We start from the raw sequence: 24,205 nt of genomic DNA, 5'->3' as shown, positions 1-24,205 counted from the left end.
ACAGATGACGCAGATTTTCGCAGATGGAAACTTATCGGTTGCCTTTGACAAATTGGGGAAGCTTACGGCAGGAGTATCTTTCTTTTTGTTCGTTGAAAACGGACTACCCAGATTTCCGAGGGTCCAAGCTTCCGATCACGGAAACATCTGAGCCCATCTGTGAAATCTGTGGTTTTTTTTCAACCACAGATGACGCAGTTTTTCGCAGATGGAAACTTATCTGTTGCAAGTGACAAATTGGGGTATTGCACGGCAACAGTATCTATCTTTTTGTTCGTTGAAAACGGACTATCCAGATTTCCGAGGGTCCAAGCTTTCGATCACTGAAACATCTTTGCCCATCTTTGAAATCTGTGGTTCTTTTTTCCAACAACAGATGACGCAGATTTTCACGGATATTTTTTGTCGACAAACTCGAATAAAAAAAGTGTGCTAGTTCTTCTTCGTGGTGTCTGGCTTGGCAGGTGGCTTGGGATTGAGCAAACCTCGGATCAGTTTCTTCCCTTCTTCCACGGCTTTGTCCTTGGTCACGTTGAGCTTTTTCTCCGCCTCTTTTTGCAGGGAATCTTGTACCATATCAGCCTTGAGTTTCAGCTCGCGTTTGATGCTGTCTTCGGTCACTTTGAACTGCTCGGTGACCTGTTGCTGGATATTTGCCGTTTCGGAGGATACACGGGATTTGAGCGAGTTTGCCAAGAGCGTCTCGATACTGTTGCCGCCCGCCAAGCCTACCTTTGGACTGGCATAGGTTCCTCCCAAATTCAGCGCCACCGGAATCATCGTGTTTTCATTCGCCTGGGTGCTGGAAATACTTGCCAAAAGTGCATTAGCCTGCGCACCGAATTTGCCGGCTGGCACTTGCATATTGATCAGGTAATTGATTGAGCCGTCGAAACCCGTACTACCTTGGATATTGGCTTGGTAATCCCAAAGCTTCACATTGAACGGCTTCACCTCCAGGATACCATTTTGGATATCGATCGGGATATTCAAGTCCCTCAATTGCAAGGTATTGGTATCGTTGAGCTTGGTCAAGCTGGTGATGCCTTGCACCAAATTGCTGTTTTGCAACGAGGCCTCCGAGACTTTCACCAGACCATTGGCAAAGATGCTGGAAAGAATCGGCATCATGTCCTGTCCCAATTTTCCGGAGAAACTCAAATTGGTGTTGAAATTTCCGGTAAGGTGCTGGGCCACCGGAGCGAAGGCCTTCACAGTATTGAGAGACTGAAAAGCCTGCGGTATACTCAAATTGACCAGGTTCAATCCAAAGTCAAACTTTGGCGCAGTGACATCCCTTGGGTCATAGGAACCGTTCATGACGATCCTGCCGCCCAAGGCACTCATCGATGCTTCAGAGAATCGGAGGACCCCTTCCCGCAAAGTCATATTTCCTTTGACATCCTTGAGGTTGAGATTGTCATAAATTACCTCGGCTGCCGCTACAGACATGGAAAAATCGATATTCGTCGGGAGCTCGATGACCGTGAGTGCTGCGGTGTCACTGCTGCTTGATTCGGTCATCCATTCGTTGACATTGAAGCGACTTGAGTTGAGGTTCAGCTGCCCCTTCAGTGTCTGGTTTTCCTGCAAAAGATAATTCATATAGTTGGACAGGAAGCCGCTTGCTTGGAGCGGACTTTGGCCGACTTGGGAATCAAATTGTGTCAAATTGATGCGCTCGGGCGTGAAGTCTGCCTTGGCGCTATTGATTTTGATCCCTTGTGGTAAATCCGCCGAAGTGTAGGCAAAATTGCTGACGGACATATTTCCGCGGGTATCAAGCTTATTGTACTGCGCTGCCTCCACGTCCTTGTAGGAGCCTTTGGTTTGAATATCGGCGGCGATTTTTCCGGACATCGTGGTGTTTTCGATAGGAAAGATGGCCAGCATTTTTCCCAAATCAATCGTTCCTTTCACTGCCCCATCCCAATTCATTGCATCAAAATCCGTGATTTTGAGCCTTCCGTCAATCTGCTCATTTTCAAGCTGAAAGCCAAACTGACTCAAATCCACCACAAAATCGGGCATCCTACCGCTCGGATTGCTGACAAGTGCCTTCACTTGGAGTGCCTCGAGGGCGGTTGGGTATTCGGCATTTTTGACAAAGCCATTGCTCAGGTTGAGGTTGGCGGAAATCGCCGGCATGGTTTGGTTGGTGGAATCATAGCTGCCTTTGGCTTCTGCATTGACATCCAAGATGCCTTTCACCGTCATGCCTTCCACCGGAAAGATGGAAGTCAATTCATCCAAATCCAACTTTCCCTTGAGATTACCTTCCATCGGATAGCTGACCAAGTTGCCCAAAAGGAATTTGCCCGAAATCGGATTGTTTCCAAATTTCAGGTTGAAAACCGGGATGTTGACGGAAGTATTATCCAAGTTGTTGGTTTCGTTCTTGATCCGCAAATCCACGTTCACATCGGAAACCGGCCTCGGCAAGTCCGGATATTGGAACATACCGTCCTTGACTAACAGCGCGATGTCAAAGGATGGAAAACTCGCATCGTTGTAGATGCCTTTGAATTTCCCGTTGAAATCCATGGTGCCGGAAGTTTTCAAGTCTGCAAAACGCTCCGTGTACATTCCGGGGACAAGGGACAGGATGCTTTTAAATGTGTTGTCCTTGCCAGCAAAAGTCAGGTCAAACTCGATATCGTCGGTCGGCATCGCAATGAAGCCTTCCAAACCAAACAGGAAATCATTCAAACCAAACTCACCCTCAGCAAAAGAAAACTTCATATTGCCCATATCCACCTGGAGTGTCGTGCTGCCTTTGAAATTCTTGTTGCTCAAATAATTGGTGCCCTCATAGACCATCTCTCCGACGAGCGCCTGCATCTTCAAGGGCAAATCATATACATCAGCCGTGAAATCGCCTTTTCCGCTCGCTTGGATTTGGCCCAACACCATCAGAAAATCCAGGGAACGGTCATCATAGACCAGATCAAAATCATTCACTTCGATCAGGTCTATCTCCATTTGGAAATTGCTTGGCTCTGTGACCTCCTCGGATGGATAGGTGATGTCATAATTGGCGCGGCCATCTTCGAGCACCTTCACGTAGAGGCTGCCTCCGTTTAGGTGGATGCCCGTCAGGGAAGGGATTTCGCCAAACAATACCGAGCGGAGGTTGAAATCGACCTGCAGCTCATCCAAATGGATCAGGGTATCTGCCTGAAAGGGCTCGTTGCCCACGATGCCAAATTGGCCCACGGTAGCGGAGATATTCGGAAACCGCTTGAACACGCTCAGGCTGATTTGATCGAGGTCGTAATACACCTGCGCATTGATCGAATTGGCGATTTCCTTGTCGATGCGGGCAATGATTTTGTCTTTGAACAAAAACGGCAAAGCCACAAGACTTACCAAAACCAGCAGAAAAATGGAGCCGACGATGATGATTGCTTTTTTCATGGAGATAGAGTTTGTTGTGAATGGAACTTTGAGCAATTGCGGGTTTAGGTACTGCGAGATGACCGATGCATGCGGACTTTGACCTATTTCAAAACGGAATATGCATCACTTTTGATACAAGGTTAATCCCATTTCAGGGAACAAGGTTCCAGGCCTTTTGGATATCCGCAGCCATTTCGTCATGGATATGGCCGTTGGTGGCTACGATCTCTTTTCCAAAGAGGTAATTATTTCCCAATGAAAAATCCGTGCACCTACCGCCCGCTTCTTGGATGATGATGATGCCCGCAGCGACGTCATAGGGCTTGAGGTCGTATTCATAGAAACCTTCATACCGCCCACAAGCCACGTAAGACAAGTCAACGGCGGCACTTCCCACCCGACGCAAACCATGGCATTTTTCCATCAGCTTTTTCAGGACCGAGAGGTATTCATCAATTTGCTTGAATGCGGAATATGGAAACCCCGTCGCAACCAAACTTTGTCCCAAGGTCTTGGCCTCGCTGACGCGGATACGATGGCCATTGCAATAGGCACCTAGACCTTTGGCAGCATAAAAGCATTCGTCCAGATTGACCTCATAGACCACGCCGAGGACGATTTCGGACTCATACTTCAGGCCAATACTGACCGAGTACACGGGCAGCCCATGGATGAAGTTGGTGGTGCCGTCCAGCGGGTCAATGATCCAAGTATAGGATTTGCCATCGCGTCCGGCACTGCCCTCCTCCGTGATGAAATCCGCCTCCGGCAAGATCTCCCGCAGCCTTGCGACAATCAATTTTTCGGATTCTCGGTCGACATAGGACACCAAGTCGTTGAGGCCCTTGCTTTCGACACTGGCGCCGTTGAACAACTTTCTTTCCTCTCGAAGAAAGGCCCCGGCCTCCTTGGCTACCGAGATAGTCTGTACGAGTATATCTTGCAAATCCTTCATGGTTATAGATCAGTTTGAAACTTTCCGTTTTTTCTCCCCACAAAAGTAAGGGATTGGAGCTTGGTTTCGACCCCAAAGCAGCAGGTTCAGAGGTTTTTCCTATAGCCGTTTGAATCTATCGATTGGAAAATGTTAACCAAAGCCTTTACTTTTGGTTCCCTATGCAGGATACTGCCATACTTTCAGCCTGATGAATAAAAACAAAGCCAAAACCGGAGTGCTACTTGTCAATTTGGGAACCCCAGACAGCACTGCTACGGGAGACGTAAGAAAATACCTACGGGAGTTTTTGATGGATGGACGCGTGATCGATATTCCAGCCATTCCCCGTTGGCTGTTGGTACACTTGATCATAGCCCCTTTCCGTGCGCCGAAATCTGCCCACGAATATACCAAGCTATGGACAGAAAGAGGTTCGCCCCTGCTTTTCCACACGGTAGACCTCAAGGAAAAATTGGTCCAAAAACTCGATCCGAACCTGTACCAAGTGGAAATGGCCATGCGCTACCAGTCACCAAGTATTGCGGAAGGGCTCGAAAAGCTGAACAAAGCCAATGTCAAAAAGATCATCGTCATTTCGCTTTTTCCCCAGTATGCCTCTGCGACCAACGGATCTGTCGTAGACAAGGTGATGGAAATCGCCCGTACTTGGCAGATCATTCCCAATATTACCTTTGTCAACAATTTTGTAGAACATCCACTTTTCCTGGAAGCCTGGGCTGAGTTGGGTCGGGAAATGCTCGAAAAGGAAAGTTACGATGCTTACCTCTTCTCCTATCACGGACTTCCCGAGCGACAAATCCGCAAAGGTTCCGTGGATGGCTATTGCCAACTGAGTGACAAATGCTGCGCCCAGTACACCAAGAAAAACCAATTTTGCTACCGCAGCCAATGCTTCTTGACAACGAGGCTGATTGTGGAGAAATTGGGACTACCGACGGACAAGGTCGTCACCTGCTTCCAATCCCGCCTCGGCAAAGACCCTTGGATCCAACCTTACACCGAGGACATGATCAAGCAATTGGCTGCAAAAGGAGCAAAAAAAGTACTCGTTTTCTCACCGGCTTTTGTGGCGGATTGTTTGGAAACCACCGTCGAAGTGGGGCAGGAGTACAAGGAACAGTTTGAGGAACTTGGCGGAGAGCGATGGGACCTCGTCCCTAGCCTCAATTCCCGCGACACTTGGGTCGACTGCGTAAAGGACTTGGTGGAACAAAACACCTGATTTTCGAATACATTGGCTGTTTTTAACAGCCAATTTTTTTTCCAACCATGTTTGTAGATCCATCTGATTAGATGGATTTCCCTTTATTAGTTTGGACTGCCGACGCCTTTTCTTTGAAGAATTTTTGAAAACTTAACATGTAACCTTTGTTCATTACCTATATTTTTTCGTCATTGGCAAAAAAATTAGTATATATGAAAAATACCAAGTCTACCACATTCAAATTTGTATTGTTGCTGTCTTTTTCACTGCTCCTTGGTGTCGATGGCATGGCCCAGTTTTCTGGCAATAACCATGACATATCCGGATTTACAAAAATCAATGACCTCAAGATAGTCAATGATAAGGACGAAGTAGAGGGACAAATTGAAATCGCGGAGGCCTATTCAAAGGCTCGCGGCGCGACCATTTTTTCACCAATGAATAGAATCAACAATCGGGCAAGAAGAAAGCTATTGGAGGAGGCTTCGATGCGTGGTGCTTCCCATGTATGGGTTCTACATCGTACCATTGAGGGTGGATTCGGCCGATTTGTAAGTTACCACGCAGTTTTTTACCGACATGTAGATTTGGCCATCAATCCCGAAAAGGTGAGGAATTTCCTTCAGGATGGAAACCTAAGGCCGGTACAGATCTCAAAAGCGGATCGAAACGGGGCAGGCTTAAAGACAGAAATGCTGATGTCCCAATTCAAGCTGGACCCGAATACGATAAAGGTCAAGGACAAAAGGGTTTTTGTTGAAAACGTGTACCTAGGCGGTGCGGAAACCAAAGGGGTGAACGATTCCTTCGAAAGGACTTTTGAGGTCATTGGCATAGACGACAAATTTATCATCGTCGCAGAAGAAGTTCAGGAGGGAAAAACCTTTGAAGCGAGGGTGTATGAAAAGGTGCAAAAATAATTCTTGAAGGAGGGATTGGGCTGGATTTTCGCTATTCCATTCAGATACCAATTATACCTTCCCCAAAGCAAGACTTGAATTTTCATTTAGGTCACCGGTCGAAGGCTCATTCGAAGTTCTGTTGAAAAAAGAAGGGTTGCCAAATCATTGGCAACCCTTTTCGATTGGTGGTTTTTAAATTCACGCATTCACTATCGCCATTCCGACAGAATTGTCCAACAGGATGGCATCCAAATCCTCACCCGGTAAGGCGATGATTTTTTCATTCGCTGCATCCCATTCGATCCTCCTACCGATTTTGTAGGCGAGCCCACCCATATGCGCGGTGATCGCTTCGTCAAATCCCTCATTGATACCGCAGCTTGGATCGCCGCCGTTGCGGATGCAGCTGAGCCATTCGCGGATATGGAGGAAGGTCGAATCGACCCGCTTCCCATCGCGATAGGTCCACAGCAAGCCTTTGTCCGCAAAGTACTTGGCCGTAGCTGAAGTGACCGCATCTACGCCATTGGCACTTGGGTCGTATTGGTAGATCGGCACTTTTGGATCGATCCTGCCTTCTTGGATAAGGTCTTTGTATTTGGTGGACCTTGGGTCAGCATAGATTTTCAGGGTATTTCCCAATTCCATGGTACCATCATGTCCCATGAGGACCGTTCCCCGGTCAAACTGATTGCCCAAAGTAGCGCTGTACACAAGGGTCATACCCTTTTCCTTACCCTCTGCCTGACTGCCACCGGTGCTGTACTCAGGAAAATCCATGTTGATATGCATTACATCGGGCACATTGCGGCCATCCCGATGGGTGTAAATGCCTCCCGAAGCGGTAATGTATTTCGGAATGCCCATTTTCAGGATGCAATTGATCCGGTCATAATCGTGTGTCAGCAAGTCGCCAGATAAGCCCGACCCATAGGCCCACCATTTTCTCCAGCGGAAGAAATGCTCGGCATTGAAGGGAATCTGGGGCGCGGTTCCCAAGAAGGCATTCCAGTCGATCGTAGACGTGGATGCTTCGGGATGGATTTCATACTGCCAAGCACCATTGTCATCGTTACGGTTGGTGGTGGTCATGATGAGGGAAACGTGCCCGAGGGTATTTTTCCCGATCGCATCCATGGCCGTAAGGAAGCTTTGGGTCTGACGGTGCTGATGGCCAACGGCGAACACAACACCTGGGTTTTTACGTACCGAATCCCTCAGCTCGTACGTTTCCTGGATGGTATGGGTCATGGGTTTTTCGACATATACATGGACCCCTGCCTCCACGGCGGCTTTTGCCATCGGTGCATGCCAATGGTCGGGTGTAGCGATGATAATGGCATCCACTTCTCCCGAATTGATCAATTCGAGATATGATCCATACCTTTTGCAGGTATTTCCGGCTGCGTTGAAGGAACGCAAGGCTTTTTCCGCGCGAACATCGAAGATATCGCAGATGGCGGTGAGCTTGACGTTGAGGTTTTCTTGGGCCTTGAAGTCCGCCAGCCTGTTGTCATTCGGATTTTCCGCACTTGACTTGGCCATTTCCTCCAACCACTCGTTGGTGGCAAAGCCCAGCGAGCGCATCAGCTGCTCGCCCCTGATACCAAAACCGATCAAGCCGATCCGCAAAGGTTCTCCGCTCATCGGGCCACTGGCAGGTGGCGGAGTGGCTTTGATGTTGAGCTTTTCGAGCAAATACTCCCGCTCGAGTTTGTTTTTCTTGGTGCTGTTGTAACCAGCTGCCCATACCGCACCTACGACCGGAATACCGGCGAGGCCCTTCAGGATATCCCTTCTTGAGAATCCCTTGAAAAGATTTTTATCTGTTGCCATGATTTCAGGGGATTAAGTGGTGGAAGATTGGATTTCCTTTTTTGCAAAAAGCCTTTCCAAGCCAAAAGACGTAGAAGTTGGGAACAGAAAAACCACCAACAAGGCCGCGGCTTCGATGAGGTTTTTGTTGATCATCCAATAGCTTCCCTCGGTGACACCCTGCGGAAATCCGGGGAATGGCGGATGTGCCAGAAAATAAAAGAGCAAAAGTCCGATGCCTATCACACTGGCAAATCGTGTCTTAAAGCCAATGATCAGACAGACACCAACCACCATTAACGCCCCAATATTGAGCGTATCAATGATGGAAATCATCGAGTCGCCAGCCATCCATTGGAAAAAGGATTGCATATACGTGGCACTCATCAGGTAGCCTTTTGCGGTCCAAGAAGGACTGTATAGCTTGGTCACTCCCTCGTAAAGGAAGTGCCAGCCAATCAGGAGACGCATCAGCACGAGGCCGAAAGTCTGCCAGGTCGAAAATCGGGTTGGTTGGATCATTCGCGTATTTGAGTTTAAAGTTGGGCGATATTAGTTCCTTTAAACCTCAAATAGCATGACCAAAATCAGTTAAAAGACTGATTTTTAATCTTTTGGGAAAATGGTGAGTTTTTGATCGGGAGTGCCGTTTTGAGCCATTAATTCCTACCTTTTGCGAGCCACTTCCATTTTTTCCCTATTTTTATCCAAAACCTCCAAACCGTAAACCAATGACAAAGCGGTTGATCCTACCGAGTCTGTTGGCCGTGATGGCCTGCAGCAAAACCGAAACGACCATGCCCACCAAACAGGACGCCTCCATCCATATCCTGGATTCTACAGCCATGGAAATCCTCGATCCCGAAACTAAACTTGAAGTCCTTTCCACAGGACATAGTTGGTCGGAAGGACCCCTTTGGCTTGAAAAAGAGCAAACCCTGCTTTTCACCGATATTCCCAACAACGCCATTTTTCAAGTCAAGGATGGTCAGAGCAGTATATATCTTCAGCCGTCGGGCTATACGGGAACTACTCAAAGAGGCGGTGAGGTAGGCGCAAATGGGCTGACACTTGATCCACAAGGGCGCTTGGTCCTGTGCCAACACGGTGATCGCCGTATGGCTAGAATGGATGCTCCCCTGGAACAGCCTGCGGCTACATTTGCCACCCTCGCGGACAATTTCCAAGGCCAAAGGCTCAACAGTCCCAACGATGTGGTTTTTGATCGGGAGGGGAATATGTATTTTACCGATCCACCCTACGGATTGGAATTCAATATGGACGATCCAGCCAAGGAACTGGATTTCCAGGGAGTTTATTGCTTGAAAACGGATGGGGAATTGGTCTTGGTCGACAGCATAAGTCGGCCCAATGGGATCACGTTTTCTCCCAGCCAAGACAAACTGCTAGTGGCAAATTCGGATCCGAAACTTGCCGTATGGTACGAATACGACTTGGTAGCCCCGGGAAAAGTCGAAAACCGCAGAATCTTCTTTGACGCCACTGAATATGTTGGAAAAGACGGCTACAAAGGCCTTCCGGATGGGATGAAGATGCACAGCTCGGGAATACTGTTTGCGACGGGACCGGGTGGGGTGTGGGTTTTTGACCAAAATGGCAAACCCTTGGCACGAATCGAAACTGGTGAAGCTACATCCAACTGCGCGCTTTCCTCCGATGAAAAAAATCTCTTCATGACCGCAGACAGCTATGTGTTGAAAATGGTGCTGAAATAGTACAAATGATTCGACTCAAGAACTGCATAATTTGGGGTGTGCTCACTTCGGGAGGTATAAATAATTCTATTTTTTTGGTAAAGCAGTTTCGATACCGATGGCATGTAACATGACCCGACTGCCCTTCTTTCTCCTTAACCTGACATTTCTCAGCTTTGTTACGAGAGCATTATTTGGTAACTTGTAGGCTTATCTCCACAGCTAATTATCGATAGATTTTATCTATCGTTTTTTCAATCGAATAACCATTCCTTTTGGTAACTTCGCCAAACGGAATAAAATCAAATCAATATAAACATCATGGATACACACGGTAAAAACGGAGGAGACATCTCAAAATGTCCATTCCACAATGGCTCTATGGCCGCTGCAGCGGGCAAAGGCCAACAGAACGTTGATTGGTGGCCAAACCAATTGAATGTGAACATTCTTCGCCAACATTCCTCTCTCTCCAATCCAATGGATGAGGGATTTGACTATGCGAAGGAATTCGAGTCTTTGAACTTGGCAGAAGTGAAGGCAGACATCGAAAAGGTGTTGACTACTTCTCAGGACTGGTGGCCAGCTGACTACGGTCACTATGGTCCATTCATGATCCGTATGGCTTGGCATAGCGCGGGTACTTACCGCGTGCAGGACGGACGTGGCGGTGCCGGAACAGGTACGCAGCGTTTTGCACCATTGAACTCTTGGCCAGACAATGCCAACTTGGACAAGGCGCGATTGCTCCTTTGGCCAGTGAAGCAGAAGTATGGCAGAAAGCTTTCCTGGGCTGACTTGATGATTTTGACCGGTAACGTGGCTCTGGAATCTATGGGCTTCAAAACTTTCGGTTTCGGTGGCGGTCGTGCAGACGTATGGGAGCCTGAGCAAGATATTTATTGGGGTTCTGAGAAAGAGTGGGTTGCTCACCGTAATCCGGAAGCTTTGGAAAATCCACTGGGAGCTACCGAAATGGGCTTGATCTACGTGAACCCAGAAGGTCCTAACAAGGTGCCAGATCCGCTTTTGGCTGCGAAGGCAATCCGTGAGACATTCGGCCGTATGGCAATGAACGATGAGGAAACTTGCGCTTTGATAGCAGGTGGCCACACCTTCGGGAAGACGCACGGTGCTGCTGATCCAGGTAAATATGTTGGCGCTGAGCCTGCAGGTGCTTCTATCGAAGAGATGAGCACAGGTTGGAACAGCACGTATGGCACTGGCCACGGCGCAGATACCATCACTTCCGGTTTGGAAGGTGCTTGGACCTCTACTCCAGCCAAGTGGGGACATGACTACTTCAAGTTCTTGTTTGAATACGAGTGGGAATTGACCAAGAGCCCTGCGGGTGCCCACCAGTGGGTGGCTAAAAATGCCGAAGCGATCATTCCTGACGCACACATTCCTGGTAAATTCCACAAGCCTTTCATGTTGACTACGGACTTGTCCATGAGATTTGATCCTGAGTATGAAAAGGTGTCCAGAAAATTCTATGAAAATCCTGAGTACTTCGCTGACGTTTTCGCAAGAGCTTGGTTCAAACTGACTCACCGAGATATGGGACCTAAGGCCCGTTACAAAGGTCCTGAAGTACCCGCCGAAGATTTGATCTGGCAAGATCCAATCCCTGCAGTAAACCATCCGTTGGCTGATGCAGCGGACATCGCAGGCTTGAAGGCTAATATTCTGGCTTCCGGTTTAACCGTAGCTGAGTTGGTTTCTACGGCCTGGGCTTCTGCTTCTACCTTCCGTGGTTCTGATTTCAGAGGCGGTGCCAATGGTGGCCGCATCCGTTTGGAGCCTCAGAAAAACTGGGAAGCCAACAACCCCGCTCAGTTGAACAAGGTATTGGGCGTACTGGCCAGCATCCAGGAAGAATTCAACAGCACTGCTGGTGGAGGCAAGAAGATCTCCATGGCTGACTTGATCGTATTGGGCGGTTGCGCTGCTGTTGAGAAAGCTGCAAAAGACGCTGGATTCGATATCTCCGTGCCATTCACTCCAGGCCGTACAGATGCTTCCCAAGAAGAAACCGAAGTGGATTCTTTCGAGTGGTTGAAGCCTTGGGCTGATGGATTCAGGAACTACATGGCTGCTGATTGCAAAGTGAAAGCAGAAGAAGCCTTGATCGACAAAGCACAGTTGCTGACCTTGACTGCTCCTGAGATGACTGCCCTCGTAGGTGGTATGAGAGCTTTGGGCGCCAACTGGGACGGAGGCAAGCACGGTGTATTCACAGCTACTCCAGGCAAATTGACCAACGACTTCTTCGTGAACTTGCTGGATATGGGTACTACTTGGAGAGCAACTTCTGACAAGCAGAACGTGTTCGTAGGTAGCGACAGAAAAACCGGTGAGCCTAAGTGGACTGCAACCCGCGCTGACTTGATCTTCGGTTCCAACTCTGAATTGAGAGCTTTGGCTGAAGTTTATGCTTGCGAAGATGGCAAAGCGAAGTTTGTAAAAGACTTCGTGGCAGCTTGGAACAAGGTGATGAACCTCGACAGGTTTGATTTGAAATAATTCAAATATCGACGAAGAAAAAGGCGATCCGATGACGGGTCGCCTTTTCTTTTTGTGCCTGGACAAAAATCAGGACATGATTTCGGCAACATTGGCTTTGATAGTCTCAGCGATTTTTTCCATAGGCAAATCATTGCTGTCATGTCCAAAGGGGTCCTCAATTTCCTCAGCGATCAATTCCAAACTTACCAAAGCGTAAAAAATGAACGCCGTCACGGGAATTGTGAAGTAGCCTAAGGTCAAGGCCAAACCGAAAGGCAAAGTAGCCACATAGAGAAAGATGAACTTCTTGATAAATGAGCTGTAGCTAAAGGGAATCGGCGTGTTTTTGATCCTTTCGCAGGCCCCACATATATCGGTAAACGACTTCAATTCCCCATTCAACACGATTAATTGGTCTCCCGAAATCGTTCCCGAAGTGTACATGGAATTTACTTTATAAAAAATGCTTTCAGCGATCCAATTAGGGACATGGGCTCCTTTATCCAGATCGGGAAGCTCGGGATGGGGGCTTTCGTCCAACTGCAAAATCGTACTCTGCTTCTGCAAATGCCGACGAAGCGCTGCGGCATACAGCGGAATCACCTGACGGAAATATGTCCGTGTACTTTGATCCTCGAAAGGCAAAAATACCTTGACCTTGAGCGCCAAGTTGCGACTGTTATTGACCAGTTCGCCCCAAAGCTTACGACCTTCCCACCAACGGTCATATGCCGTATTGGTCCGAAAAACCAACAGCATGGAAATAGCGAAGCCTAACAAGGTGTGCATGATGGTAATGTTCTTGGCTTGGCTGCTTTCGGACAGTTTGAGGTAATTGACTTCCAATTGAACGATCCCCCAGGAAAGTAAGCCTACAAAAAGCAATGAGGGAATCAATGCCCTGACGGTATCGCCTTTGGTAACCTTAAAGATGGCGATCAGCCAATCTTTTGAATTGTAGTAGAACATGGAATAGTTAGGAAAATGAGCGTTTGGTGTGATGGTTTATTCAAAGACCAAACCTGGCGGCTTGGCCATCCATAAGAACAAAAGGAAATAAAGCGAATCGAACGGAAACAGCCAAATCTCAAAAATCAATACTTTCACTTTCCGGATAATGGTCTCTTCACCATGCCATTTTTCGGATAGGAAATCGCCCTCAACACCCACATACCCCAAACAAATCCACGCTGATCTCTTTCCCGGATTTGTTGCCAAGCGTCATCTTTCCAGTCATTCGAGATACTTCATAATCCAGCGCCCGACCATCTATGAGCTGAATGCTTAGCCAAAAATCCAAATTTTCATACCTCGACTTTGTGGTCACAGAATCTACCTCTTCACGGCTGACTCTTGTAAATTTTGTTATTTCACCATTGATGGACACAAAGGCCGTTTCGCCGAAGTCGCTCACAAACTCATATTGACCTTGGGCAAATGCAGCAGAATCGAGCCCAAAATAACAGGAACAACCCATTACTTCTTCCGGAAACTCGGTGAACGAATCAAGGGAGAAAGCAGTGGTGTCTTCCTTGGCAACCTCAGTTTCCGATTGCAGCTGTTCATTGGCGGGCCGTTTGCAGGAGAAAAGTGCCAAAACGAGCAACAGTCCGCACAGCTTGATTGAATTTTCACATGACATCATAGGTTGTTCGGTCTAAGTTCAAACAAAAACTTCCTTGATTTTGGGCTTTTTTTGTTGAAAAAGCAAATTATCAAATAGGGACGGTAGCGCGGCAGCGTTGCCCCAACGGCGGAAAGGTCGGCCTCGGCTACCACAAATTGAACGGCTGGGTAATTTGAAGAAATGCGTTAGTCCCGCCCTATTAATTGACATGTTCGATTTCTGGTCCAAAGCAGAAAACTTCAAGGACTTGGGATTTTGACACATTTCAGCGTTTTTTGGGGCAGCATTGCCGAGACAAAAGAAAGGCTTATCTACCCAAAAAGAACTGATTGAAGGACATGAAGACAATGTTGATCACTCCTGAAGGCTTGGAAAAACTGAAGGCCGAATTGGATCACCTTTGGAAGGTCGAGCGTCCCGAAACCACCCAAAAAGTTGCCTGGGCAGCCAGCCTTGGCGACCGCTCTGAAAACGCTGACTACCACTACAACAAACGACGCCTCCGCGAAATCGACAAGCGGGTCCACTACCTGCGCAAATGCCTCGATGACCTGAAGGTGGTGGAATATGCTCCCTATCAGGAAGGAAAGGTGATGTTTGGGGCTTGGGTTGAGGTCGAAAATTCAAAGGGACAAAAAATCCGCTTCCGCATTGTGGGCGGAGAGGAGATTTTTGAGCGCAGGGACTATATCTCGATCGATTCGCCCATGGCACAGGCCTTGCTCAAAAAGGAAGTTGGTGACGAAGCCATCGTGCAAACCCCAACCCAGCAACTTGTTTGGCGGGTTTCGAAAATTGAGTATCAGAAGTAGGCTAAATAACCATTCATTTTACCTCATTGCCATTTCTTTCGCCAAAGTGTCTGGTCTGAAAAAGTTTGATCGTATAGTCGAGTAGTTCTACGCCCCCATGCTTTCCATGTCCGGGGACGACGATCTTGGTTTCGGGAAATCCCTTTTTCACCGCCTCTACCGTACCTGACCAAGTATCCAAATTGGCATCGCCGAGATAGCCACGGGTCGCATCGACTTCCTTGACCAGGCAGCCTCCAAAAAGTACCCTTTCGCTGGGAAAATAGGCGACGACATTGTCCTTGGTATGCCCTTCACCATAGTGCTTTACCAAGACGGTACGATCACCAACTTTCAGCACAAGCGAATCCGCGAATCCATTTTTTGGCACCACAAAGTTATTTTCCCTAGCGAGGTCGATCGTTTTGAAAGTAGCATATGAGGGAATCTCCAATTCCTCAAAAGCTTGTAATCCACCCAAGCAATCGTTGTGGAAGTGGGTCGGAACGATTCCTTTAATCTCTAACTTTTGATTTTTTGTAATCCATTGAATCAACTCTTCCGAAGCAGCGACATCGGTCGGCGTATCGAAAACCAAAGCCTCCTTGCCATCCGTTACCACCAGGCCATTGCAGGGCACATTTCCAAAATCATTGGTCTGCAAGAAGGACGTATGGATGAAAGTATTTTCTGATACCTGCGTCAGTACCAATGTCTCGGACCGATAGATTTCTTGGGCTTGAAAGGGGCTTTTCTGTTGGGCTTGGGCAGAAATGTTCAGGTATAAAAAAAGAAACATCAAAACGAGAACTGGTACAGGTTTCATGGCGTGATTTGGTTTTATTTTCTGGTTTTTTCCAAAGCTGGATTGGCGAAAAGCACCCGAATCTTCCTTATTTCCAATTTTTCGGGCTATTGTACAAGTTAGAAAAAACTAGTCTGTCTTGGGGAAAACTTTTATCAAATTTCATCCATTCATTTCGCTTAAACCAAAGAATGCCCAATCCTCTAAAAACCAAATCAAAATCCCCCAATACTCACATGGCCATACCTCGTTGCCGGGATCAGCCATTTTCAGCGTGAAACATCCAACGGATTCCGAATTGGTCGTTCAATGCACCATATACCCCAAAGGCTTGGTTGGTCAAGGGGTCGGTGATATCGGCCCCATCCGACAACTTTCCAAATACCGTCTCTGTTTCCTCTACAGTCCCACCGCTTATATACAGACATACCGTATTGCCCCTCACAGGCTGCTCAGAGGGAAGCATCCAATCCGAGGCGGAAAGCGAAATTCCGGGCGCCTTGAGGTTTGCATGGATGATCCTATCGTGCATTTCGGGCGGAAACATCGCTTTCATGGGCGTATCCTTTACTGCTGACAGCGTCAGTTCTCCCCCAAAGCATGCGTGGTAGAATTGCATCGCCTGCTTGCAGGTGCCGTCCAATAGCAGGTAGGTGGATATGGTGACCATGGTTCTTTTCCTTTATCCGATGAATGTACCGATTTAAAGGGAATCAGGAAAAGAGGCTACTGCAAAGTACACTTTTTTTGGGGAGTGATTTCTTGACTTGGCGACCAAAGGTGCTTATAAGCTGAGTGATTTTTCCGAGCTTAGGTTTTGGCTCCAAAAAAGTCAATCCACAAAAAATGAACCGGAGGGTAGGCTTTGAACTAAATTATTAACAAATTTTTTTTTCGGGCTTTGCGTTCGGGCGGGTTTCGGAGCACAAAACTGTCAACCTGCACTAAACTTGAATAGAAGTACAAAGCTCCAAGTTTGCACGTTAACCCGCCTGACGCAAAACCCGTGTTATGCCTTCGCCCTTCTTTTTCTGTCGTCCGTTTCATTGATTTTCTAATTGTCTTTTTACGTTTTTCAATGCAGTCTTTGTACAAAACGTTTGATATGGAACAGAAAAAATCGGCCCGAGTAATTTAGTCAATATGTTTCCTGGTGTCGAGTAAGTTTGAATTTTAAAGATTATTTTGTTGTCAAGCTGTTCAACTGTAAAGGTCGAAATACCTTTCTCAACGTGTCCTTCAAGTGTTTCGTAGCTGAATCCTTTTTTGTCCGATTGGTCAATAATTGCATTAACTCTTACACCAAATATTATTTTCTGTGAAAATGTCTTAGTCGGTGGAATATATACTTGTTGTGCAATTGTGTCGCCAACTCTCATTTTCCTATTCTCTTCTGTCCACTGGTTTTTAAAGGTCATAATGTTGTCCGGGAAAATTTTGTAGTCGAACAAAAAGTCAAGGTTTAGTTGGTCAATTTTCTTTGTCGTGTTGATTTCAATAGTTGTGATTTTTTCTATCAGACGTATTTTATCATAGTCCATAACGCCCTTTGTCTTTAGAAAGTCAAGGTGTTTTTTGAACTGATTTAGTTGGTCTGATAGATAAATTTTCATTTTGAGTGTTTCTTTATTTGTCTGCCAAACCAAAAACCAACGAACAGAACTGGTAAAAGTCCAAAGAATGTTACCCAAAACATTGGTTTATAAATGTAGTCCACAAATGGGTCATCGTACATTCCTATTTTATGGAAACCTTCTTGAAAGAATCCAACCAAACTACCCGACAAAGTTCCTGACCATAATGTCAATACGCCATACTTAAAGCCTACCCAAGTATGGTCTTTCTTTTTCTCAATGATTTCTTTGGCTGCAAGTCTTCCGAAAAAGTAGCCAAAAAGCAAAAGTCCAAAAAGTCCGACCAATAAATTTGAAACATAATGCCATTCTTTAATCCAACTTAGTGCTATGAGCAAATTTCCTTCGTAACTAAAAAATGTCATAATTGAATACGCAATAGTCGCACCTATCAAAACTGAATATATCGCATATTTACTTCCTACGTTCATTGTCTGTTGTGTCGTCTTTTAGGGTGAGGCATAACGGTTTACATATGGCTTGTGGCGGTTTCGAAGCACTTTCCTGTCCACCGAAACCAAAGCTGGCTACGGAGCGAAAACCTTGCTGGCAGCCGTTCACCCGCCATAAGCTATATGCTGTGTTGTGCACTGGCTTTTTATTTTTTCATTTTACCAATCAAGTTGTAAAGCTTCATCCGAACCTGGTTCTACTTTCAGTTCTTGTTTACAATATTGAATGGCATCATTAATTGTCTTTTTAATGTTGTCGTAACTGTCAATTGGCTGTCCGTTAAAAGTTGGCGTTACATTCAAATTTGTTGCTATGGAATTGAACGCTTTTTCAAAAAGAACTTCGGTTTCTTTGTCATTACGAACAATGACATAATTAAGTCGAATCGCGTCAAAAGGTCCTTCGTTATGGTAAACTTCTTCACCATTAATTATTGGGTACATCCAAATTTTAACGTCATCGCCAATGTCGTCTGTATTCCTAATTCCAAAGTAGTCGTCCACTTGTTCAAATCCCAAGTTTTGAAGACTTTTAAACTCCCTGCTGTTTGGAGGGAAATTTGGATTTTCGTATCCAACTATCAGAAACAAGTCTCCAAAAGTCGGTTTGTCCGAGTTGAATTTGAAGTCAATGCTAATTCCTTCAAATGCTAAAGTCTCTAAATCCTGAGTTAGGTCGTCCATATTCACTACTTTTTGTTCCGTTCCTTTACAACTTAAAAGTCCAATTGTGATTAATATGAATGTTAGTCGTTTCATTTTTTTAGCTTGTGCACAACGTCTCGCTTTCCACAATTAATTGTGGAAAGCATTCCGATTTGGCGTGCTTTCCACAATATTGTGGAAATATCTTCTATAAAACTAAGTAGTTTTTCATATATCCAGATTGTCCAACGGACTTTTTATTTCGTCAAGTCCCGTGGTCATGAGATGGGTTTAGGTCTTTGGAACCAAATACCAATGAACGATAAAAAAGCCCCGATCCTTCAATGGCTCTTCTTGATCCAAATTTCTTTGCCTTAGCGTCTTTGTGGCAAGCCAGACCTTCGAGGTTCCAAAACCTCAAAGGTCGTCCTCAGAACAGAACAAACCGGTTTTTGGCTTTGCCCAATCCCTAATTTCCATTTCCCTGAAGTCTGGAAGGCTTGTTCAAAAATTGCTTTACCCGAAAACGGAAGATATTGTCGGTGGTGTTGAAATTGCCATCAATTGTGTTTTTCGATTGCTGCATGGTATAGACAAATTCAAATCGGAAACTATTGCTAAGCCGATAGCCCAAGCCTGCCCTCAGCCGAAATCGGTTTGCAAATCGTTCTTCCAGATCCTGATCGAAAACCAAAAAGTACTCCGCATCCAACATACCATACCAAAGTTGATTCCCAGCAAACATGGATTTTTTGTTGATCGGAACAATCGTCTCTGCCCTGATTCTCGAGCGCTGACTGTTTTCCCACTGTGCGCTTTCTTGGTCGCGCTGATTGCGTTGCTCGAAGCGTACAAGCAAACGGGTTAGTATTCTTTTTTGGGGCGTGAAATGAATCCGTGTTCCCAGCATTCCCCTTAGTTCCACCGTGTTGGTGGTCTCATTCTGAAAGGTGTTGCCCAGCAGGAAGCCGCCCATCAAATCCACGTGCTTCGAAATGGTCCATTCTGGGGTGGCCTGAAATTCGAAAGATCTCCACTTGGGCGTACCCAAGACGGTGCTATAGTTTGCGGCCAGTTCCACGTTGTACACCTTGGCAAATGGAATGTTGAACATGTATTCATTCCAGATTTGCTTGCTCGACTCCTGCCCATGAACCTTTCCTGCAAATAGCACAAGCAAGATGAAAGAGAAAAATCGGAGCAGCGACATGACGAAACCTATTTCTTCCTAGCGGTCCTCGAAAAAAACTTGCTGAACCCTACACCAAACATCCAGCTGTCATAAGCATCAATTTTGTTGTCGTATAGCAGATTTAGACTCAGCTCCAACCCTTTCCCAAGCTCGAATCCATACTCCACACCAAGATTAACGACGGTGAAACTCTCCTGTTTTTCAAGTTCCCGTCCCGCTCCTGCCGACAGCAACAAATTTTCCATAGGTATGAAAAGTAACTCGCCGGTGATCACCACCGGGAAGGAACGTTCTATAATGATTTCTTCCCGGCTCTTTTCGATTTTGTATTGTTGGAGAATGAGAGTATTGTGAACACCAAAACCGATCCTATCATTGATCCAGTAATCGTAATTGATACCCCATGCCGGTACAATGAACATGTTGCTTTGGCCTGCAATATTGTCTGCTGCGGGAATGAAAGCATTTGCCATCAAAATGGTCAGGCGATGCTTGCCGGATGCCTCTTCTTCAATCGGATTTTCGGATTCCGTCTGAGCGTTTACACGGAAACTCCCCAATAAAAACACCAGGAAGATGATAAACAAGATACTTGCTGGCCACTTCATAGAACAATCCACGGAGCTTGATGCTTAGAACTGTTTATTCAAGTGATGGTAGGCAATCTGGGCCATATAGTGGAAGTATGGCAAAGATTCAATAAGTCCCTTGACTGTGGATTCGTCTACGTTTTTGAAAATCAAAACAGCATCCTTTTTTGAAACCGAAATGAAGAAGCTTTCCAAAATGCCTTCGTCCTTCCAGCGGGCCACAAATTCCATTTCCTTTTTCGGCAATTCAGGATTCGATTTGATTGTTTCTATTCCACTATCCGAAAGGGTGATCAATACCATTATGCTGTTCATTTTTTGTCTTTTTATCATTGAAGATTTTATGCAAGCTGTCTATGTCTGAAAGCTGGACTTGCTAGTGCTTGAGCATCTTGGAACTCATGGAAAAAAGGAACACCGATGCAGGAATGATCAATAGGGTCCACTCCAAGGGACCCGTCGAACGGATTACATGGGTACCAAAGGTGATCAACAAGGTCAACAATATGGCATTCCAGGTCAGGTGTTTCAACTGATAGAAATCATCGATCTTCAGCCACGGCAAATTGATATGGTGGAAGCCTTTGAATTCCGGATAGAACATTTTCATGAAGCCCAGCGAAAGGATAAGGAAAACAAACGCGACCAAAAACAAGTCGAGTGACTCCACGATCTCCAGTCCAGGCTTTCCCGCGACCCCGTCCGCGTACAGTATGGCATATGCATGAATCGTCTTGTATACCCCCACACCAGCTGTGAAGACAAAATTCGCAAACATGGTCATGGAAATGACCAAGACAGTGGTTTTGAAAATCCGACTCATAGATTGATTTTGCTTTTCTTGGCTAGGATGCTCAATGATCCCCCATCAGACTTCTGCTCAAAAGCGAATCGTAATGGCCTCGATGGTCAAAGACGTCGTTGGCTTTGGCATACTTCAGCCACTCGTTGACCAAGGAATCCCGCAGGGCAGGAAATTGCTGGGAAAGGTCATTGGCTTCTCCCGGATCCTTTTCAAGATCAAAAAGCTGCCACTCACCGGTGCTAAATGGTGCGGGCAATCTCAAGACTTTCCATTTGCCTTTGATGTAGGCCTTCCTTTCAAATAGTTCCCAGCCCATTCCTGCACCGTCAGCATGGACTTCCTGGGCGGTCCCTGTCAGCACGGGCAGCAGAGATTTTCCGATCGGTTGCCTTACAGCCTTTTCTTTGAACTGGGCAGGATAGGATACTTCAGCAAGCTGCAAAACCGTGGGCATAAGGTCAGTCACATGGACAAAACTCTTGTTCCACTGTCCGGGACTTGGAGCAGCATTTGGGAGCTTAATCATCAAAGGAGCCCTGATTCCGCCCTCTGAAGCAAAACTTTTGAACAATCGGAAAGGTGAGGAGGAAGCCTGTGCCCAGCCCGGTCCCATTTCAACAAAGGAGTTTGGCAATCCGCGGTTATCCAACTCATTGTTGAAAGCCCCCAGGTATTTTCCGTCAGCATTGCCCGGATAGGTGGTGGCCATGACGCCATTGGCGCCGTTGTCCGACATGAATACGATCATTGTATTGTCATACAAGCCCTGTTGCTTGAGGTAATCGAGCAAGCGACCAATACTCATATCGAGGTATTCGACCATCGCGGCATACACTTCCATATCCTTCGCAAACTCCGCCTTTTGTTCGGGACTCAGCGTGGACCATTGCGGAATACCACTCGGCGCAAAGGAATTTACATCCGCGGAAATGATGCCCAAGGCCTTCAGGTTGTTGAGCCTGAGTACCCGCAGTGAATCCCAACCGGAATCGAATTTGCCTTTGTACTTATCAATGTACTCCTTGGGCGCCTGCAGCGGATCGTGGGGGGCAGTGTAGGAAGCGTAGATGAAAAATGGCTTCTGATCGCCTTTGTTTTTGTCGATATAGTGAATCAGCGTATCGGTGTAGTTCTTGGTCGAGTAAAAATCCGCAGGAAGCGTGGCGATTTTCTTTCCGTTTACCCGATAGTCCATTACCTGAGGCGGTGAAAGCGGCTTCTGATCGGCATAGTGACTTCCTCCTCCCTGAAGGAGTGCAAAGGATTCCTCGAAACCGCGGTCGGAGGGGATTTGTCCTTCATCGTCACCCAAGTGCCATTTGCCTGCCATGTAGGTGTGGTAGCCACTCTCCCTCAACAGTTCAGGGATGGTCACCACCTGATTGTTCAAATGCCCCGAGTATCCAGGGAGGTTTGCCACAGCCGGATAGCTGACTTCGCTCATGATGCCGACTCCCGCGACGTGGTTATCGTTGCCAGTCAGGAGTGCAGAGCGTGTCGGGGAGCATGTTGGTAGCACATAGAAATTTGAAAACAGCATTCCCTCCTTGCTGAATTGGTCCAGCACAGGCGTATTGATATTTCCGCCAAAGGGTCCAATGTCACTGAAGCCCAGATCGTCTGCGACAATAAAAAGGATGTTGGGCCTTTGGGGAAGTATCTCTTCGTTTTGTTTTTGGCCACAGGCCGCCAATGCAGCTAGAATAAATGGGAATAGTTTTTTCATCTTATGTGATTGATTCAGTACATCACTTTTGTTTAGGTTGGGGAGGGAAGCCTGCGAGAATTTTCGCCACAGCAGCAGGAACCTCGGTTTCCGGTTTTTTCAATCCTGTATCTATTTCCTTGTTGCCTGTGCCTTGCCAAATCAAGTGTTTGGTCGAAGCATCAATGATATCGATTACCAGAGAGCCTTCCCTAAGCTCCGAAACGCTATAAACCGTAGATCCTCCTACATAGGTCGGCCCCCATCGGTATGGACGGTAGTAACCACCATAGTTGTAATAGTTGGTTGATGTCACCTGCTTTTCTTCCGTTACGATAGCCGTTGCATTCACCAACAGGTCTGGATTTGTCAAATCTTCTTTAAAACCTTTTTTGACTAACTCATCCCTTATCGCGTTGATTATTCTTTGCTGATTGAGTTCGCTCAATCCCGGGCCTTTGTCAGTAAGCTGATAAAATGAAAAAGTCTGAAACCTGCTAAAGTCGGCTTTGGTATCATAGTCCGTGATGACCTTCAAGGGGGAACTGCACGCAATCACCATAAAGTTCAACAGGAGAAGCAACATGATTTTGGTTGTGGCTTTCATATTCATCAGAAATTAAATTTAGCTTTATTTTATTCGAATTGTATAGTCTTGATTCTTTGCGTCAATATTCATTTTTTGAGCAGGCAGGTTTACCGTAGTCGTAGACAGGTGGCTTGTCCCATTGCTGAACTTCTCATAGTTCAATTTGCCCTCTATCTTATCTTGGCCCAATAGGCTAGTGAACTCTTTGTAAGTGAACAGGTGGGTGTTTGGGTCGATACGTACCAGCAATCGGTCACCTTTGACATGTACATCATCAGCGACGGCTTCTATCAATCCGTCCTTTTCAGTTACAGTAGCTTTGCCGAAAAAATCCAACAACTCACCTTTGGTCATGAAGGTATAGTCTAGGGCGATCTTAAGTGCCTTTTCGATGTATTCGATCTTTTCTTCGGCGGCATTTGCTTGGGCTTTGCCCCGGAAGCCTGGCTTTTTCTCTACGGTAGTTTCAGCATCCACCAAGTTGGTTTCCAATTTACCTTCAGGCGTATAGCTGAATTCCGTGATTGTCGTCAATTTCAATTGGCTTTCGATAAACACATCCGACCTTCGTTTCCAGACGTATTCTTTCAATTTAAGCTGATTGGCTTCTTCCGCTTTCGAAATATCCAAGGACAATTTTTCCTTATCCACTTGGGCTTGAACCAGGGAAATGGAAACAAAAAGAACGGAAAGTACTGCAATGGTTTTTATCTTTTTCATGTGGATTTATGGTATTGCTTTGTTAAACAGTCGGTTATTGGCTCTTTGGTATTTTACATTTTGCATCATCGTCGTTTGGCCGCATCAAGTTCCGCTCTTCATTTCCGCGACAGGGTTGAACCTGTCAAATGATGGCAGGCGTCGAGATT

General features: G+C 46.4%; 23 protein-coding genes. 5 read left to right on the top strand and 18 right to left on the bottom strand.

All coding sequences use genetic code 11. The annotated features are described in order from the left end of the window. Positions 1-432 precede the first annotated feature (432 nt). Complete coding sequence (locus tag C943_RS05315; RefSeq protein ID WP_008625055.1) at positions 433-3,417, bottom strand: AsmA-like C-terminal region-containing protein; 2,985 nt, start codon at positions 3,415-3,417, stop codon at positions 433-435. Between the two features lie 133 nt (positions 3,418-3,550). Next, positions 3,551-4,354, bottom strand: a complete 804-nt coding sequence (locus C943_RS05310; protein WP_008625054.1) for an inositol monophosphatase family protein — start codon at positions 4,352-4,354, stop codon at positions 3,551-3,553. A 190-nt stretch (positions 4,355-4,544) separates the two neighbouring features. Here C943_RS05310 and hemH point away from each other — a divergent pair, with 190 nt between their 5' ends. Further along, complete coding sequence (hemH, locus tag C943_RS05305; RefSeq protein WP_040479104.1) at positions 4,545-5,579, top strand: ferrochelatase; 1,035 nt, start codon at positions 4,545-4,547, stop codon at positions 5,577-5,579. 194 nt (positions 5,580-5,773) lie between these two features. Continuing rightward, complete coding sequence (locus C943_RS05300) at positions 5,774-6,481, top strand: hypothetical protein (protein WP_008625052.1); 708 nt, start codon at positions 5,774-5,776, stop codon at positions 6,479-6,481. Between the two features lie 180 nt (positions 6,482-6,661). Here the strand turns inward: C943_RS05300 and C943_RS05295 are convergent, their stop codons facing one another. Together C943_RS05295 and C943_RS05290 are read right to left on the bottom strand one after the other, a co-directional pair. Then, positions 6,662-8,299 carry a Gfo/Idh/MocA family protein gene (locus tag C943_RS05295; RefSeq protein ID WP_008625040.1) on the bottom strand — a complete coding sequence of 546 codons (1,638 nt, stop codon included), beginning with the start codon at positions 8,297-8,299 and terminating at the stop codon, positions 6,662-6,664. Between the two features lie 12 nt (positions 8,300-8,311). Further along, on the bottom strand, positions 8,312-8,800 hold the full coding sequence (locus C943_RS05290; RefSeq protein ID WP_008625038.1) for a DoxX family protein: 489 nt from the start codon (positions 8,798-8,800) through the stop codon (positions 8,312-8,314). A 209-nt stretch (positions 8,801-9,009) separates the two neighbouring features. Here C943_RS05290 and C943_RS05285 point away from each other — a divergent pair, with 209 nt between their 5' ends. Beyond that, positions 9,010-10,014 carry an SMP-30/gluconolactonase/LRE family protein gene (locus tag C943_RS05285; protein ID WP_040479103.1) on the top strand — a complete coding sequence of 335 codons (1,005 nt, stop codon included), beginning with the start codon at positions 9,010-9,012 and terminating at the stop codon, positions 10,012-10,014. A gap of 300 nt (positions 10,015-10,314) precedes the next feature. Further along, the gene (katG, locus tag C943_RS05280; protein WP_040479101.1) at positions 10,315-12,519 is read left to right on the top strand and encodes a catalase/peroxidase HPI; all 2,205 of its coding nucleotides are present in this window, start codon (positions 10,315-10,317) and stop codon (positions 12,517-12,519) included. Positions 12,520-12,588: 69 nt separating this feature from the next. Here katG and C943_RS05275 read toward each other — a convergent pair whose 3' ends face one another. Continuing rightward, positions 12,589-13,470, bottom strand: coding sequence for a bestrophin family protein (locus tag C943_RS05275; RefSeq protein WP_008625028.1), 882 nt, complete (start codon positions 13,468-13,470; stop codon positions 12,589-12,591). Positions 13,471-13,660: 190 nt separating this feature from the next. Beyond that, complete coding sequence (locus C943_RS05270; RefSeq protein WP_157198438.1) at positions 13,661-14,146, bottom strand: hypothetical protein; 486 nt, start codon at positions 14,144-14,146, stop codon at positions 13,661-13,663. A 320-nt stretch (positions 14,147-14,466) separates the two neighbouring features. Between C943_RS05270 and greB the strand changes: the two genes are divergently transcribed. Then, on the top strand, positions 14,467-14,940 hold the full coding sequence (greB, locus tag C943_RS05265; RefSeq protein ID WP_040479097.1) for a transcription elongation factor GreB: 474 nt from the start codon (positions 14,467-14,469) through the stop codon (positions 14,938-14,940). A 13-nt stretch (positions 14,941-14,953) separates the two neighbouring features. Here the strand turns inward: greB and bla are convergent, their stop codons facing one another. The 12 genes from bla to C943_RS05205 form a co-directional block, all read right to left on the bottom strand. Beyond that, complete coding sequence (bla, locus tag C943_RS05260; RefSeq protein WP_008625024.1) at positions 14,954-15,745, bottom strand: subclass B1 metallo-beta-lactamase; 792 nt, start codon at positions 15,743-15,745, stop codon at positions 14,954-14,956. Between the two features lie 238 nt (positions 15,746-15,983). Next, positions 15,984-16,394 carry a VOC family protein gene (locus C943_RS05255; protein ID WP_008625020.1) on the bottom strand — a complete coding sequence of 137 codons (411 nt, stop codon included), beginning with the start codon at positions 16,392-16,394 and terminating at the stop codon, positions 15,984-15,986. A 373-nt stretch (positions 16,395-16,767) separates the two neighbouring features. Continuing rightward, positions 16,768-17,337, bottom strand: coding sequence for a DUF1990 family protein (locus tag C943_RS05250; protein ID WP_040479096.1), 570 nt, complete (start codon positions 17,335-17,337; stop codon positions 16,768-16,770). Further along, a complete protein-coding gene (locus C943_RS05245) occupies positions 17,334-17,789 on the bottom strand; it encodes a hypothetical protein (RefSeq protein WP_157198437.1) in 456 nt (151 codons plus the stop codon). Before C943_RS05245 ends, C943_RS05250 begins: the two co-directional genes overlap by 4 nt. Before the next feature lie 180 nt (positions 17,790-17,969). Next, on the bottom strand, positions 17,970-18,569 hold the full coding sequence (locus C943_RS05240; protein ID WP_040479091.1) for a hypothetical protein: 600 nt from the start codon (positions 18,567-18,569) through the stop codon (positions 17,970-17,972). A gap of 355 nt (positions 18,570-18,924) precedes the next feature. Further along, entirely contained in the window at positions 18,925-19,665 is a 741-nt protein-coding gene (locus tag C943_RS05235; protein WP_008625008.1) for a DUF2490 domain-containing protein, read from the bottom strand. Between the two features lie 8 nt (positions 19,666-19,673). Next, complete coding sequence (locus C943_RS05230) at positions 19,674-20,255, bottom strand: hypothetical protein (RefSeq protein ID WP_040479090.1); 582 nt, start codon at positions 20,253-20,255, stop codon at positions 19,674-19,676. Between the two features lie 24 nt (positions 20,256-20,279). Continuing rightward, a complete protein-coding gene (locus tag C943_RS05225) occupies positions 20,280-20,552 on the bottom strand; it encodes a hypothetical protein (protein ID WP_040479178.1) in 273 nt (90 codons plus the stop codon). Positions 20,553-20,613: 61 nt separating this feature from the next. Further along, entirely contained in the window at positions 20,614-21,060 is a 447-nt protein-coding gene (locus tag C943_RS05220; protein WP_008625001.1) for a YqhA family protein, read from the bottom strand. Positions 21,061-21,091: 31 nt separating this feature from the next. Then, positions 21,092-22,768 carry an arylsulfatase gene (locus C943_RS05215; RefSeq protein WP_008624999.1) on the bottom strand — a complete coding sequence of 559 codons (1,677 nt, stop codon included), beginning with the start codon at positions 22,766-22,768 and terminating at the stop codon, positions 21,092-21,094. A gap of 22 nt (positions 22,769-22,790) precedes the next feature. Next, on the bottom strand, positions 22,791-23,360 hold the full coding sequence (locus tag C943_RS05210; RefSeq protein ID WP_008624997.1) for a DUF4136 domain-containing protein: 570 nt from the start codon (positions 23,358-23,360) through the stop codon (positions 22,791-22,793). An 18-nt stretch (positions 23,361-23,378) separates the two neighbouring features. After that, the gene (locus C943_RS05205; protein WP_008624995.1) at positions 23,379-24,056 is read right to left on the bottom strand and encodes a hypothetical protein; all 678 of its coding nucleotides are present in this window, start codon (positions 24,054-24,056) and stop codon (positions 23,379-23,381) included. Positions 24,057-24,205: the final 149 nt, after the last annotated feature.

The sequence above is a fragment of the Mariniradius saccharolyticus AK6 genome (assembly GCF_000330725.2).
Lineage (GTDB): Bacteria > Bacteroidota > Bacteroidia > Cytophagales > Cyclobacteriaceae > Mariniradius > Mariniradius saccharolyticus.
Note: the sequence above shows the minus strand (reverse complement) of the source record. Positions and strands in the feature narration are given on the sequence as shown.

Excerpts from the sequence above, each read along its gene's own strand:
- C943_RS05230 (WP_040479090.1), bottom strand. The coding sequence starts at position 20,255 with ATGAAGTGGCCAGCAAGTATCTTGTTTATCATCTTCCTGGTGTTTTTA.
- C943_RS05315 (WP_008625055.1), bottom strand. The coding sequence starts at position 3,417 with ATGAAAAAAGCAATCATCATCGTCGGCTCCATTTTTCTGCTGGTTTTG.
- C943_RS05255 (WP_008625020.1), bottom strand. The coding sequence starts at position 16,394 with ATGGTCACCATATCCACCTACCTGCTATTGGACGGCACCTGCAAGCAG.
- C943_RS05215 (WP_008624999.1), bottom strand. The coding sequence starts at position 22,768 with ATGAAAAAACTATTCCCATTTATTCTAGCTGCATTGGCGGCCTGTGGC.
- greB (WP_040479097.1), top strand. The coding sequence starts at position 14,467 with ATGAAGACAATGTTGATCACTCCTGAAGGCTTGGAAAAACTGAAGGCC.
- C943_RS05220 (WP_008625001.1), bottom strand. The coding sequence starts at position 21,060 with ATGAGTCGGATTTTCAAAACCACTGTCTTGGTCATTTCCATGACCATG.
- C943_RS05210 (WP_008624997.1), bottom strand. The coding sequence starts at position 23,360 with ATGAATATGAAAGCCACAACCAAAATCATGTTGCTTCTCCTGTTGAAC.
- C943_RS05205 (WP_008624995.1), bottom strand. The coding sequence starts at position 24,056 with ATGAAAAAGATAAAAACCATTGCAGTACTTTCCGTTCTTTTTGTTTCC.
- C943_RS05290 (WP_008625038.1), bottom strand. The coding sequence starts at position 8,800 with ATGATCCAACCAACCCGATTTTCGACCTGGCAGACTTTCGGCCTCGTG.
- C943_RS05295 (WP_008625040.1), bottom strand. The coding sequence starts at position 8,299 with ATGGCAACAGATAAAAATCTTTTCAAGGGATTCTCAAGAAGGGATATC.
- C943_RS05300 (WP_008625052.1), top strand. The coding sequence starts at position 5,774 with ATGAAAAATACCAAGTCTACCACATTCAAATTTGTATTGTTGCTGTCT.
- bla (WP_008625024.1), bottom strand. The coding sequence starts at position 15,745 with ATGAAACCTGTACCAGTTCTCGTTTTGATGTTTCTTTTTTTATACCTG.
- C943_RS05270 (WP_157198438.1), bottom strand. The coding sequence starts at position 14,146 with ATGATGTCATGTGAAAATTCAATCAAGCTGTGCGGACTGTTGCTCGTT.
- C943_RS05245 (WP_157198437.1), bottom strand. The coding sequence starts at position 17,789 with ATGAACGTAGGAAGTAAATATGCGATATATTCAGTTTTGATAGGTGCG.
- C943_RS05285 (WP_040479103.1), top strand. The coding sequence starts at position 9,010 with ATGACAAAGCGGTTGATCCTACCGAGTCTGTTGGCCGTGATGGCCTGC.
- C943_RS05235 (WP_008625008.1), bottom strand. The coding sequence starts at position 19,665 with ATGTCGCTGCTCCGATTTTTCTCTTTCATCTTGCTTGTGCTATTTGCA.
- hemH (WP_040479104.1), top strand. The coding sequence starts at position 4,545 with ATGAATAAAAACAAAGCCAAAACCGGAGTGCTACTTGTCAATTTGGGA.
- C943_RS05240 (WP_040479091.1), bottom strand. The coding sequence starts at position 18,569 with ATGAAACGACTAACATTCATATTAATCACAATTGGACTTTTAAGTTGT.
- C943_RS05310 (WP_008625054.1), bottom strand. The coding sequence starts at position 4,354 with ATGAAGGATTTGCAAGATATACTCGTACAGACTATCTCGGTAGCCAAG.
- C943_RS05225 (WP_040479178.1), bottom strand. The coding sequence starts at position 20,552 with ATGAACAGCATAATGGTATTGATCACCCTTTCGGATAGTGGAATAGAA.
- katG (WP_040479101.1), top strand. The coding sequence starts at position 10,315 with ATGGATACACACGGTAAAAACGGAGGAGACATCTCAAAATGTCCATTC.
- C943_RS05250 (WP_040479096.1), bottom strand. The coding sequence starts at position 17,337 with ATGAAAATTTATCTATCAGACCAACTAAATCAGTTCAAAAAACACCTT.
- C943_RS05275 (WP_008625028.1), bottom strand. The coding sequence starts at position 13,470 with ATGTTCTACTACAATTCAAAAGATTGGCTGATCGCCATCTTTAAGGTT.